This window comes from Specibacter sp. NPDC078709 (assembly GCF_040686795.1).
Classification (GTDB): Bacteria; Actinomycetota; Actinomycetes; order Actinomycetales; family Micrococcaceae; genus Specibacter.
This window is the reverse complement of the sequence record NZ_JBFBLU010000006.1, coordinates 64,812-77,538: the sequence shown is the minus strand read 5'-3', so window position 1 is coordinate 77,538 and position 12,727 is coordinate 64,812. Positions and strand designations below refer to the sequence as shown.

At 60.8% G+C, this 12,727-nt stretch carries 11 protein-coding genes and 1 tRNA gene; 7 read left to right on the top strand and 5 right to left on the bottom strand.

Annotated features, from left to right (window positions below):
• Positions 1-322: 322 nt before the first annotated feature.
• Positions 323-395: transfer RNA gene (locus tag AB0P14_RS12240), tRNA-Lys, on the bottom strand.
• Positions 396-608: 213 nt separating this feature from the next.
• Between AB0P14_RS12240 and AB0P14_RS12235 the strand changes: the two genes are divergently transcribed.
• From AB0P14_RS12235 to AB0P14_RS12225, 3 genes are all read left to right on the top strand, one after another.
• Positions 609-1,256 carry a hypothetical protein gene (locus tag AB0P14_RS12235; protein ID WP_363842409.1) on the top strand — a complete coding sequence of 216 codons (648 nt, stop codon included), beginning with the start codon at positions 609-611 and terminating at the stop codon, positions 1,254-1,256.
• A 218-nt stretch (positions 1,257-1,474) separates the two neighbouring features.
• Positions 1,475-2,092, top strand: coding sequence for a nuclease PIN (locus AB0P14_RS12230; RefSeq protein ID WP_363842406.1), 618 nt, complete (start codon positions 1,475-1,477; stop codon positions 2,090-2,092).
• A gap of 2 nt (positions 2,093-2,094) precedes the next feature.
• Positions 2,095-3,105: an inorganic phosphate transporter gene (locus tag AB0P14_RS12225; RefSeq protein WP_363842403.1), complete on the top strand. Its 1,011-nt coding sequence runs from the start codon at positions 2,095-2,097 to the stop codon at positions 3,103-3,105.
• 261 nt (positions 3,106-3,366) lie between these two features.
• Here AB0P14_RS12225 and pstB read toward each other — a convergent pair whose 3' ends face one another.
• From pstB to pstS, 4 genes are read right to left on the bottom strand one after another with little or no spacing between them, the layout of a single operon-like run.
• Positions 3,367-4,146 (bottom strand): phosphate ABC transporter ATP-binding protein PstB, encoded by a 780-nt coding sequence (gene pstB / locus AB0P14_RS12220; protein WP_363842400.1) that lies wholly within the window; start codon positions 4,144-4,146, stop codon positions 3,367-3,369.
• A gap of 24 nt (positions 4,147-4,170) precedes the next feature.
• Positions 4,171-5,277, bottom strand: a complete 1,107-nt coding sequence (gene pstA, locus AB0P14_RS12215) for a phosphate ABC transporter permease PstA (protein ID WP_363842397.1) — start codon at positions 5,275-5,277, stop codon at positions 4,171-4,173.
• Positions 5,277-6,224 carry a phosphate ABC transporter permease subunit PstC gene (pstC, locus tag AB0P14_RS12210; RefSeq protein WP_363842395.1) on the bottom strand — a complete coding sequence of 316 codons (948 nt, stop codon included), beginning with the start codon at positions 6,222-6,224 and terminating at the stop codon, positions 5,277-5,279. Before pstC ends, pstA begins: the two co-directional genes overlap by 1 nt.
• 35 nt (positions 6,225-6,259) lie before the next feature.
• The gene (gene pstS, locus AB0P14_RS12205; protein WP_363842392.1) at positions 6,260-7,378 is read right to left on the bottom strand and encodes a phosphate ABC transporter substrate-binding protein PstS; all 1,119 of its coding nucleotides are present in this window, start codon (positions 7,376-7,378) and stop codon (positions 6,260-6,262) included.
• A gap of 334 nt (positions 7,379-7,712) precedes the next feature.
• Here pstS and AB0P14_RS12200 point away from each other — a divergent pair, with 334 nt between their 5' ends.
• From AB0P14_RS12200 to radA, 4 genes are all read left to right on the top strand, one after another.
• On the top strand, positions 7,713-9,368 hold the full coding sequence (locus AB0P14_RS12200) for an MDR family MFS transporter (protein ID WP_363842900.1): 1,656 nt from the start codon (positions 7,713-7,715) through the stop codon (positions 9,366-9,368).
• Positions 9,365-9,883, top strand: coding sequence for a MarR family transcriptional regulator (locus AB0P14_RS12195; RefSeq protein ID WP_363842389.1), 519 nt, complete (start codon positions 9,365-9,367; stop codon positions 9,881-9,883). The genes AB0P14_RS12200 and AB0P14_RS12195 overlap by 4 nt, the downstream gene beginning before the upstream one ends.
• A 102-nt stretch (positions 9,884-9,985) precedes the next feature.
• Positions 9,986-11,119 carry an FUSC family protein gene (locus tag AB0P14_RS12190; RefSeq protein ID WP_363842386.1) on the top strand — a complete coding sequence of 378 codons (1,134 nt, stop codon included), beginning with the start codon at positions 9,986-9,988 and terminating at the stop codon, positions 11,117-11,119.
• 131 nt (positions 11,120-11,250) lie between these two features.
• Complete coding sequence (gene radA, locus AB0P14_RS12185) at positions 11,251-12,642, top strand: DNA repair protein RadA (protein ID WP_363842383.1); 1,392 nt, start codon at positions 11,251-11,253, stop codon at positions 12,640-12,642.
• Positions 12,643-12,727: the final 85 nt, after the last annotated feature.

Sequence of the window (12,727 nt, the reverse complement as noted above, 5' to 3'; positions counted from 1 at the left end):
GACCTGGCCCCGACCCCACCAAAACGCCGGATAACGGGTTGGCGGGTTAGCCGGCCTGTTTAATCGCATTTTCGGGGCCAGATATGGCGACTCGAAGATTGCGGATTTGAAAACGCAGATAATGCGATGAACATCGCGAATTTGTCGCGTCTACTGCAGTCTCGAACCGGTTCGGCGCATCATCTGCTGTTTCGAAGAAGAAACCACTGACACGTCCGGGCTGTACACACATTTTGGCCGCTAACCCCGGGTTAGCGGCCAAAACAAAAAAGAGCCGCAGGTCAGAATCACTAAAAGTGGTTCTGACCTGCGGCTAAGTCGGTGGGCCCTGCGGGGCTCGAACCCGCGACCCACGGATTAAAAGTCCGATGCTCTACCAACTGAGCTAAAGGCCCGACCTAACGACAACTAGCGTAGTAATGTTTCCATCCCTGCAAAAGTTGACGCATATTAGACTACCGCACGGCAAGCACCAGAATGCAATCGCGCCACGGTTACTTCCTCACAGCCACTGTTGGGATCACCGTCTTCCACAGACTTCCACAGATTGCTGGCTAGCGAACCCCATTCTCTCGACCCGGCCGGGCGGCGAGGGGTAGTGTCGTGTCATGAATGATCGACCAGCCACCAACATCCCCCGCCCGCACAAGCCGGTGCCGTTCTCACCGGCCGACTTTGAAAGCTACGCCGGGGGCATCGATCCGGCCCGTGTCTCCGAGGCGGCCCATCTTGCCGCCCGCGCCCTGGTCAGCGGCGGCCGGGAGAGCAACGATCCTGCCGTCACCAGGCGTCTGGTCAAGCTGGCAGATAAGCAGGGCCTGGAAGCCATCGCTGAATTGTGGGCAGCCAGCCCGGCCCGCTCACTCCCTGGCGCCCTCTGGCGTCTCTACGCGCTGCGGGCCGCAACACTGCAAGACCCTGAAGGCATCAGCGTGTTCTTCCGTGCCGGGCAGCAGCGAGCCCAAGTGGCCAATGCTGTGGCAGGTGTTGCCGAGCCGCCCGGCGCCGAAGAAATCACCGTCATGGCTAACGCCATTCTTTCCGGCGCGTTCGACGGCGACTTCGACGTTGCGCTTGACCGTTCCGCGGCGTTCTGCCGAGTTGTCGCCTTGGGACAAGCCACGCTCGCCGCCGAACGTGAAGCCGCCCACACCGAGCATGCCTCGGCACTGACTAAAAAAGCCCACCAATTGGTGCGAACCGCGGAGGATCTCGAGGGTGCCGCCACCTCGTGGCGCAAGGGCGAACTAGACTAATCAGCTCTCTGAAACTGTCTCTGGTTGATACCCCGGTTGACAGCCGGGGCCGGACGTAGAAGACTGAAAGCGGTGTCGAACCGTGGAACCCCCGGGCTCCATTTTATAGCCGCCTAGAGCGGCCCAGTGCCGAGAGGCGCTCCCGGTTCGACACCACTTTTTTGCCCTGGAGATGCCCGGATTTTCCCTCATCAATCCGCTAAAACAAAGGTCTCGCCGTGAAGTTGCGACTTTTCCCCCAAGAGACTGCAGGGTTGCAGGCACTGGCCCAAATGTCAGAGCATATCTTGGCAGGTACACAGACCCTGGCAGAGCTGCTGGGCGCTGGCAGGGCTGGCTTCGGCCCCTTGACTGAATCGCTGCGGAAGCAAGAAGCGGAATCAACCGCAAATTTCTCCACCCTCTTGACCACCATGCGCACCAGCTTCGTGAACCCGCTCCCCCGCGAAGACCTCTACACGCTGGGCCAGCTCCTGAATGAAACCAGTGAATTTCTCACAGGAGCAGGGGAACTGATCGAGCTCTACGTCCTTGACCGCATTCCCACCCGCATGAGTGATCAGTTGGAAATCCTCGCCCGACAGGCGGAACTAACCACCGCTGCGATGAAATCCCTCAACGATCTGGACGGCCTTGAGGACTACTGGCTGGAGGTGCTGCGGCTAGCCAAACGAGCCGACCACACCCACCGAGTGGTCGTCGCAGAATTGCTGGATTCCCACAGCGCCACAACGTTTACAAAATATCGCAGCCTGTCTGACCAATTGGCGGCAGCCAGCCGTCAGATGCGGACGGTAGCTGCCCAAGTGGGCAGCATCATCGTCAAGGAATCCTAAGGTTGATCGCGTTCCTGCTCGGTGCCGTGATCGTCTCGGCCGCAGTTTTTGCGTTTCTGAACGGTTTCCGCGATGCCTCTGCCGCCGTCGCCCTTTCCGTGCGCACCCGCGCCCTGACAGCGAATGTCGCGGTCCTGTTGGCTGCCCTGTTCAACTGCCTGGGCGCCCTGGCCAGCGTGGCGCTAACAACTATTTTTGCGGAAAAACTTTTCAACGTCCCGAATGGCACGGACGGTCTGATCCTGCTGCTAGCGGCTCTCATCTCTGCCTCTTTGTGGGGTATTTACCTGTGGTGGCGGGGCTTTCCGTCGTCATCGACCCATGCCCTGATCAGCTCGTTGGTGGGCGCATCATTGGGCTCGGTCGTTATTGGTCACCGTCCCCTCGATGGCATCAACGTCACCATGTTCACGCTGGTTGTGCTGCCGCTGCTCATCTCCCCGCTGATCGCCTTTGTGCTGGGATTCGTGGCGGTTTACCCCACGTCCTGGGCGGCGCGGAACATGGCCCCGAACAGGGTCAACCGGCGCGCCCGGCAGCTTCAGTCAGTAGCTGGGGCTGCTGTGGCGTTTGGGCACGGACTCCAAGACGGCCAACGCACGACGGCGGTTGTCCTGTTCGCGCTGGTGGCCGCTGGTTCCATTGGGGCTGGCGAACTGCCCATGTGGGTCCCGATCTTCACTGCGGTGTTGTTGGCGCTGGGCACCTTGTTTGGCGGCTGGCGGATCTCCTACACCCTGGGCCACCGGCTGGTACGGGTGGATCCGATGCGCGGTTCCGTGGCCCAGATGCTCAGCGCCGGGCTGTTGTTCATTGGTGCCATGGTGCTCCACATGCCGTTGTCCACCACGCACGCGGTCACCGCAGCCATTGCGGGGGCCGGCGCGAATCAGCGCTTCGCGGCCACCAATGGGCGGGTATTGATCCATATTGCGAGGGCCTGGATCGCCACCCCCGTGGTCTGCCTGGCCCTAGGCGCATTGTTCTTCCTGGCTCTCTCGCCGCTGGCCTAACCGCCGGGCATTCCCTAGCCGCCAGGCAACCCGCACGGTCTCCCTGTGCGCCACTTCCCTTATGCGCCAAACTCACGCCGGATCTGACGCACAACAGACTCTGCGCCGAACCCACGCTAGGTCCAGCGCAAAAGGGAAGCTCGGCGGTAGCCCGCCTAGCTAGGGCTTAACCAAGTACGACGGCGACACTCACCTGTGTGGTGCGTGTCGCCGTCGTACGTGGGAGTGCCGCAGAGCGATTTGTCAGCCCGGCGAGAAGGCTTATCCGAAGCGGCCGGAGACGTAATCTTCGGTGGACTTCTCGGCAGGGTTGTTGAAGATGGTGGCCGTGTCAGCGAACTCGATGAGCTTGCCGGGCTTGCCGGTGCCGGCGATGTTGAAGAATGCGGTCTTGTCGGACACGCGGGCGGCCTGCTGCATATTGTGGGTCACGATGACCACCGTGTACTCGTCCTTGAGCTCGTTGATGAGGTCCTCAATGGCGAGCGTGGAGATGGGGTCCAGGGCGGAGCAGGGCTCATCCATGAGGATCACGTCCGGGGATACGGCGATGGCACGAGCGATGCACAGGCGCTGCTGCTGGCCGCCGGACAGGCCGGAGCCGGGCTTCTCCAAGCGGTCTTTGACCTCGTTCCACAGGTTGGCGCCGCGCAGGGACTTCTCCACGAGGTCATCGGCATCCGAGCGGGGCATGCGGCGGCTGTTGAGCTTCACGCCGGCCAGCACGTTGTCGCGGATGCTCATGGTGGGGAACGGGTTGGGGCGCTGGAAGACCATGCCGATCTGGCTGCGGACCGTCACCGGGTCAACGCCGTCGCCGTACAGGTTGTCGCCGTCGAGCAGGACCTTGCCCTCCACACGGGCACCGGGGATGACCTCGTGCATGCGGTTCAGGGTGCGCAGGAAGGTGGACTTGCCACAGCCGGAGGGGCCAATGAAGGCCGTGACGGACTTTGCTTCGATGGTGATGTTGACGTCCTCAACGGCGCGGAAGTCGCCGTAGTAAACGTTCAGATCGCTAACGTCAATGCGTTTTGACATGGTGGGTTTTCCGTTCAGAAGAATTTAGCGGCCGGTCTTCGGCGCAAAGATACGCGCGACCAGGCGGGCACCAAGGTTGAGGAGCATAACAAGGATGATCAACAGAAGAGCTGCGGCCCAGGCACGCTGAGTTGAGGGGTCAGCGTTCGACGGCGAGGTGGGCGTCATGATCTGAGTGTAGATAAAAGTGGGCAGCGAGGACATCCATCCGGCAAAAACATTCATGTTGATGCTGCTGGCGAACCCGGCGGTGACCAGCAGCGGAGCCGTCTCACCAATGACTCGGGCAATGGCCAAAGTGACGCCGGAGGCAATGCCGGAGATCGCCGTGGGAATGACCACCTTGGTGATGGTCCGCCACTTGCGCACACCCAGTGCGTAGGCGGCTTCGCGCAGTTCGTTGGGCACAATCTTGAGCATTTCCTCGCTGGAGCGCACTACCACCGGGATCATCAGCACTGAAAGTGCGACGGCGGCCACGAACCCGGTTTTGGTCCCTGGCCCCATGATCAGGGCAAAGAAGGCTGCTGCGAACAAGCCGGCGACAATGGAGGGGATGCCTGTCATGACGTCAACCAGGAACGTGATGACCCTGGAGAACTTGTTGTCTGCACTGTATTCCACCAAGTAAATGGCTGTCATCAGACCCACGGGCACCGAAATCAGGGTGGCCCAGAGGGTGATCAGCACGGAGCCAACCAACGCGTGGTAAACGCCACCGACAACCGGTGTGCCATTCGCGACGGCGGCATTGTCGACGGCTCCCGTCACGCCGTTCATTGAGGTGCTGAGGAAGCCGGAGGTCAGCAAGCCGGGAACACCGTTGACTAGAACGGTCCAGATCACTGAGACCAACGGAAGCAAAGCGATCAGGAAGGCCCCGTACACCAGAGACGTGGCCAGCTTGTCGACAGCCTTGCGGCGTCCTTCAACTAGGGCTGAGCTGATGACGTTGCCCGCAGCGAAGAAGATAGCTGAGAGTACGCCCCACCCAAAGGCGTTGAAACCAATGAGTGACATGAGCGCGGCGGCGATGATGATAGCCGCCGCTGCGATCACATAGGGGGTGTAGCGTGGCAGGCGGCCGCGGGTGAGGGCGGACCGTTTGCGTTCGGTCATGAGCGTGGCCATTAGTTGGCTCCCGAGAATTCTTTGTGGCGGTTGATGATCCAACGGGCCACCATGTTGACCGCCAGAGTGATGAGGAACAGCACCAGGCCGGCGGCGATGAGTTCATGCATGCGCAATCCGAAAGCCTCAGGGAAGTTGAGGGCAATTTCGGCGGCAATAGTTTGGTTTCCGGAGCGGATCAAGGATGCGATCAGCGGTCCGGAGGAAAGCACCAAGGCGACCGCCATGGTCTCACCGAGTGCACGGCCAAGGCCCAGCATGACGGCGCTGATGATGCCGCCACGGGCGAAGGGAAGGACAGCCATACGGATCATTTCCCACCGGGTAGCACCTAATGCCAACGCGGCTTCCTGGTGCAGCATGGGTGCCTGCAGGAAAATCTCCCGAGTCAATGAGGCAATGATGGGCAGTACCATGACGGCAAGAACAATGCCTGCCGTCAAAATGGTTTTTCCGGTACCGGAAGCAGGTCCAGCAAAAATCGGAATCCAGCCGACGTTCTCGGCCAGCCAGGCGTACGGTCCCTTGAGTGAGGAGGCCAGAAAGCTCGCGCCCCAAGCACCGTAGATAACCGAGGGGATAGCAGCCAGCAAGTCCACCACATAGCCCAAGACACGCGCCAAGTTGCGCGGAGCGTAGTGCGAGATGAACAGCGCAACCGCCACTCCGATGGGCGTAGCGATGAGCAAGGCGATCGTGGCGGCGATCAGAGTACCAATGACAATCGGGAAGATGTAGGAGAAGAACCCCTCACCTCCGGTGATGTCGGCAGATGCCGCGCCAAAGGTCGGCAGGGCCTGGACAACGAGGAACAGGGCCACGGCAAACAGCACGGCAACGATCAGCGCACCCGCGGTCAAGGCCGCACCGGAGAAAACTTTATCTCCGATGCGGCCTGACCCGGCTTGCCCAGCTCCCGTTTTGGGTACGAGCTTTGTGGTGGACAATTCAGTACTTTCTATTGAAGCTTAGTTACTGACGCTTACTTTGCGACGCTGATGGAATCGATCGAAGCCTTGGCCTTGGTAGCCAGTTCAGCCGACAGGGGCGCGCTCTTGGCGGCTTCTGCGGACTGCTTCTGACCTTCATCACTCAGGACAAAGCTGCCGAAGGCCTTGACCAGGTCGGTGGTCGCCTGATCAGGGTAGTGAGCGCAGAAGATACCGTAGGAAACGAGGATGGCCGGGTAAGCACCAGCAACGGTGGTCGCGCGGTCCAACTTCAAGGAGAGGTCGTTAGCCGAACGGCCTTCAACGATCGTTGCCGCGTCAACGGCCTTGGCTGCTGCATCTGCAGAAACAGGAACGAATGCGTCGCCAACCTTCAGCGCAACCTTGCCCAGTGCGTCGGTGACGGCTGAGTCATCGGCGTAGGTGACGGCGCCAGCGGTCTCGGTGACGGTCTTGACGACACCTGAGGTGCCCTTGGCGTTCTCACCCGGGAGTGCTGCAGGCCAGTCGCCGGACTTCTTGTCGGTCCAGACCGTGGAGGCAGCTGCTGCCAAGTAATCGGTGAAGTTCTCGGTGGTGCCCGAGTTATCCGAGCGGTGCACGGGGGTGATGGCCAGATCCGGCAGGGTAGCGTCCGGGTTGGCGGCCTTGATGGCCTCGTCGTTCCAGTTCTTGATGTCGCCGCGGAAGATCTTGGCGATCGTGTCGGCATCGAGCTTGAGCTCCTTGACGCCTTCAATGTTGAACGCGACAGCGATCGGGGAAATGTACCAAGGGATGTTGATGGCGCCATCGGGGCCGCACTTTTCCTGGGCGGAGGCGAGTTCTTCGTCCTTCAGGTAAGCGTCGGAGCCAGCGAACTGTACTGCGCCTGCAATGAGGGCCTTGCGGCCTGCGCCGGAGCCTTCAGGGGAGTACTGGATCTTGGCGTCGGAGTTCGTGGACTCGAAGCCGGCCTTCCAAGCATCCATGGCTGCTGAGATGGAGCTGGCGCCCGTTCCGGTCAAGGTTCCGGTAACGGAGGGCCCGGCAGGTGCAGAGGAGCTGCCGCCGTTGCCCGATTCCACTACGTTGTCCGTGCCGCATGCTGTAAGTGCCAGTGCGCCGACGGTGAGTACTGCTGCCACGCGGCCAATGTGAAGTGACTTCACGCTTTTACCTCTTCGATGGGTTGCATTTCGATTCATTACTCTTCGAGAGTAGGAGGCCGAGGTAAAGCCATGGCCCCGCTTAGGTGAACGGAGGGTTAACGATCCGCGGATTCTCCTAAATCACGTGCGATGTCGGTCACGTTCAGAACATTTTTGAGGCATCATCACCTTCGGAGCCCTAGGAACTTGACGCAGCTCACTTCAAAAGTAGTTGTCCTGAAGCAACCACTTATATATAGTTGACACCAATCAACCATTTTCTTCACTTTTTGGAGCTTTTTTGTCTCAGAAAATATCCATCGCGAAGGCAGCTCCTGTGCTGAGCGAATCAGGGATGAGCCACCGTCAGGTGATGCAGTCACTGACGGGCCTACTCATGGGCATGTTTGTCTCGATCCTCGCCGGAACCGTCGTCTCCACTTCACTGCCCGTCATCCTTGCGGACCTCAATGGCAGCCAGACTGCCTACACCTGGGTGGTTACCGCAACCTTGCTGGCCACCACCATCTCCACCCCCATCTGGGGCAAACTCGCTGACTTGACCAACCGCAAGCTGCTCCTGCAACTGTCATTGCTGATCTTCGTCATCGCATCAGCCATTGCAGGTTTCTCCCAAGACACCTCGATGCTCATCACCATGCGCGTCTTCCAGGGCCTCGGTGCCGGTGGCTTGACGGCCTTGACCCAGATCGTCATGGCCGACATCATTTCTCCCCGCGAGCGCGGCAAGTACATGGGCCTGTTCGGTGCCGTCATGGCACTGGGAACCGTGGGTGGCCCACTGATTGGCGGCTTCATCACGGACGCCATCAACTGGCGCTGGAACTTCTTCGTTGCTCTGCCGTTTGCCGTGATCGCGATCATCTTGATTCAAAAGACCCTGCGTCTGCCGGTTCAGCCCAAACGCAAGGTCTCCATTGACTACGCGGGCATCGTCCTTATGACCGCTGGCGTCTCGCTGCTGCTGATCTGGGTAACACTAGCTGGAACCCAGTTCGAATGGCTTAGTACGCCTAGCTTCTTGATGGTGGGCGGCGCCATCGTGGCACTGATTGCCTTCGTTATCGTGGAACTCAAGTCCGCCGAGCCGATCTTGCCGCTGACCATGTTCCAGAACAGCACCTTCACCTTGTCCGTAATCGCCTCCATCTCGGTAGGCGTGTCCATGTTCGGAACCTCCGTCTTCCTAGCCCAGTACATGCAGCTTGCCCGCGGCGCCAATGCCACCCAGTCAGGTCTGATGACCATCCCCATGATGGCCGGCCTGCTGATCATCTCCACCATTGCCGGTGCCATGATCTCCAAACGAGGCAAGTGGAAGGCCATCATGGTGGTGGGTTCAATCCTGCAGCTCGTGGGCCTCTTTGCTCTCAGCACCATTCACTACGACACCAACTTCATCCTGGTATCCCTGTACATGTTCATCCTTGGCGCAGGCCTGGGCATGGTCATGCAGAACCTGGTGCTGATCGTTCAGAACGCTGTCACCCCACAGGAAATCGGCGTAGCAAGCTCGGGCATCGCCTTCTTCCGCTCCTTGGGCGGCACCATCGGCGTCTCGGTTCTGGGCGCCCTCATGGCCACGAAGGTCGCGGACCTGTTGGTCGGCAAATCTGCCGAACTTCAGGCAGCCATCGCCGGGCTTGGCGAAAAGGGCAAGGACATTGCTACGGCTCTGGCCAGCGGCAACATCCCTGCCGTGCACAGCCTGCCGGACTCAGTGCGCATCATTATCGAATCGGCCTACGGAGATGCCGTGGGACATGTATTCTTCATCGCCGCACCCTTGAGTATTCTGACAATCCTCGCCATTGCCTTCCTGCCAAACCTCGAACTGAGCAGCCAGACCCGTGAGGAACGCACCAAGAGCGACGCCGAAGCTGCCACCGCCCTCTCCCTCGTGCAGGAAGCCGAGCAGGTGCTGGTCGATGTCAGTGAAGCCTCCGTGGCCGTCACGCCAAACGCTGAAGAACTCACGGCTCGCAAATGACCGGCCCCAGCGCATCAGGCGGCGTCGCACCGGATGAAACAAAAAAAACGGCCAACACAGTCGGTGCGGAAGTAAACGAGGAAAGCATGGCCGAGGCTGTCAAGTCCGTCCAGCAACAAATTGGAACGTTGCTGGTCCGAGCCAGGAAGAGCATTGCCACCCGAGCGGCAATCATCCATCCCGAGCTCAAGCCAATGGGCTTTTCGGCAATGATGGTCCTCTCCCAACGCGGCCCCGTGCATCAGCTAACGCTGATGCAGATTCTGGACGCCGACAAGGCCGTCGTCAGCCGTCTGTTGAAACAGCTGGAAGGGCTGGGACTGATTACCCGTACGGCAGATCCCGCTGACGGGCGGGCGATGATTGTGGCGCTGACTCCCGAAGCCTACGAACGCTTCGAAATGGCACAGGATAGTTCCCGCCAAAAACTGTTCGACCGGCTGTCCCAGTGGGAGGTGAGCGAGGTCCGCCAATTCGCAGCTGTCATGGCACGCTTCAACGAAGATCTGGACTGAGCACACAGACCAAGCGCATCATGCACTAATCAGGGAGCGGGCACCCGGTAGCAGCCAGTAGCTGCAACCGGGTGGCCGCTCTTGGCGCATAGACTAGGCACCATGCCAGAGTCAGCCCAGGCACCGTCAACCCGCTCTGCCGAAACAGTCATTTTCCTGAAGCGGCGCGCCCGCTTGGGCCTGCGCCGAAGCGTCAACTCTGTTCTGCCGGCGTTGGTGATGGCCGTCTGCGCCGTGTCTGCCTACTACTTCTCGGAATTGGTGCTGGGCCACCAAGGCCCCCTGTTTGCGGCCACCAGTGCCATTATTGCGTTGGGATTCTCGCGGGACCCGCGCCTGCGCCGAGTGCTGGAAGTCGGCTTGGGTTGCACTATTGGCATTGCCGTTGGTGATCTTTTGCTGCATTGGCTCGGTGCCGGCATCTGGCAGGCAGCCTTGGTACTGTTCCTATCCATCCTGTTGGCTCGATTCCTGGACAGCGGCGCCATTTTCACCACCCAGTTGGCCTTGCAATCCCTCCTTGTGGTGTTGCTGCCCATCCCGACTGGCGGACCGTTTACGCGCAGCCTAGACGCGGTTGTGGGCGGCTGCTTCGCGCTAGCTGCCACATTCTTGCTCCCCCGGGATCCACGCCGCGAGCCCAAGGACGATCTCAAGGAAGTCCTCAGCGAGCTCTCCCTCGTCCTGCGGGAGTGCGCCTCCGCCGTTTCCTACAACGATTCCACTACCGCGTGGCATGCCCTGGTCCGCGCCCGCAGCCAGCAAACCCGCATCGACGCCATGCGCCAGGGCCTGCACGGTTCCGTTGAAATCGCCCGACTCTCACCCATGTACCGCCGTCACCGGGAGGAAGTGGAGGGCTTGGCGAAGCTGATGGTGCGGGTGGATTACGCCATGCGTTCAAGCCGGGTCTTGGCTCGGCGGCTAGCCAGTGTCATCAACAATGCAGCGTTGTCCGACGCCGGATCCATGCACCTGGCCGATGTCCTCAGCGAGACCGCTTCCGCTGTGGATGAGCTGGGCGCGGCCCTCTCTGACACCAAGTCCCGTTCCACTTTGAGCCACGCTCGGGACGCCCTGGCCGATATCGCCACCCGCCTGCACCCCTCCACGCTGGAAATTACGCGCATGGAGGGCGAAGCGGTGGTGCTGCTGTTCCGAACCCTCATGGTGGACCTGCTGGAGGCTGCAGATATGGAGCCTTCCGAGGCCCGCTCCGTGCTGCCGGATCTCTAGCCGCCCCTGAAAGTTCGACGCCGGGCACCTCACCCGTGTGCCCCGATGCGCCAGCCGCTTCCCCAGCCCTCTCCCTCGCTACGCCAGCCATCTAGCCAGCCAGTGTCAGCCCCCGGCAGTAGGCTGGAACCATGGCAACAAAGAACGCAAAAACTAACTCGGGACAGAATTTCCGCTGCACAGAATGTGGCTGGAGCGCTGTTAAATGGGTGGGACGCTGTGGCGAATGTCAGGCCTGGGGCACCCTGGAAGAGATCGGTACCGTCACTGTCAGGACCACCGCTGCCACCACGGTGGTGCGGCCGGCCCAGCTGATCTCCGAGGTCGACGCCTCCCAAGCCGCCCACAATCTGACGGGCATACCCGAGCTGGACCGCGTCTTGGGCGGCGGCATGGTGCCCGGCGCCGTCATCTTGCTGGCGGGGGAACCCGGCGTCGGCAAGTCCACGTTGTTGCTGGATGTGGCGGCAAAGTTTGCCCGCAATGACCATGGCCAGGCACCGCAGAAGGTGTTATATCTGACGGGTGAGGAATCAGCAGCCCAGGTGAAGTTACGGGCCGAACGCATTGGCGCAGTCGCGGACACCCTGTATCTGGGGGCCGAGACGGACCTTGGCACCGCACTGGGTCAGGTTGAAGCGGTACAGCCGGCCTTGCTGATCGTGGATTCGGTGCAAACATTCAGTAGCGCCATGATCGACGGTGCCGCTGGCGGGGTGTCGCAGATCCGCGAGGTGGCGGCCTCGCTCATTGCCGCCGCCAAACGCCTGAATATGACCACTCTCCTCGTGGGCCATGTGACCAAGGACGGTTCCATTGCCGGCCCCCGTCTACTGGAGCATTTGGTGGACGTTGTCTGCCAGTTCGACGGCGAACGCCACTCCCGTCTACGCCTGTTGCGTGCCGTGAAGAACCGGTACGGGCAGACCGATGAGGTGGGCTGCTTTGACTTGACGGACAGCGGCATCGAGGGGCTGGCCGATCCCAGCGGCCTCTTCACTTCCCGTACCTCGCAACCTGTTTCCGGGACCTGCATCACCGTCACTATGGAAGGACGCCGTCCCTTGCTCGCCGAAGTACAGGCGCTGCTGACCCCGGCTCTGGGATCCCAGCCGCGGCGCACGGTCAGCGGTCTGGATTCCACTCGAGTGGGCATGTTGTTGGCCGTCCTGCAGCAGAGGGCCGGGTTGCGGTTGGACGCTGACGATAGTTTTGTGGCCACGGTTGGCGGAGCACGACTGAGTGAACCGGCCATGGATCTGGCGGTGGCGTTATCCATTGTTTCGGCAAAGACCAACAAGATTGTCCACCCCAAGATGGTCGCCTTCGGTGAGGTGGGATTGGCCGGCGAGGTGCGCCCGGTGCCAGGGATCAATCAACGCATCCAAGAGGCCAGCCGTTTGGGCTACACCCACGCACTGGTACCGCTAAGCACTGCCGGTCCCGGCCCAATTCCCCCAGACTTCACGGTGAAGCAGATCGAGCACATAGCCGAGGCAACGGAGCTGCTGCTGCACCTTTAGGAGCTTTTATTGGTCGAAAAGACACGGATAGGTCAAGATGCGCGCGTCCAGCAGCGCTGCGAGCCAGAAAGGTGTAGGGCGCCCA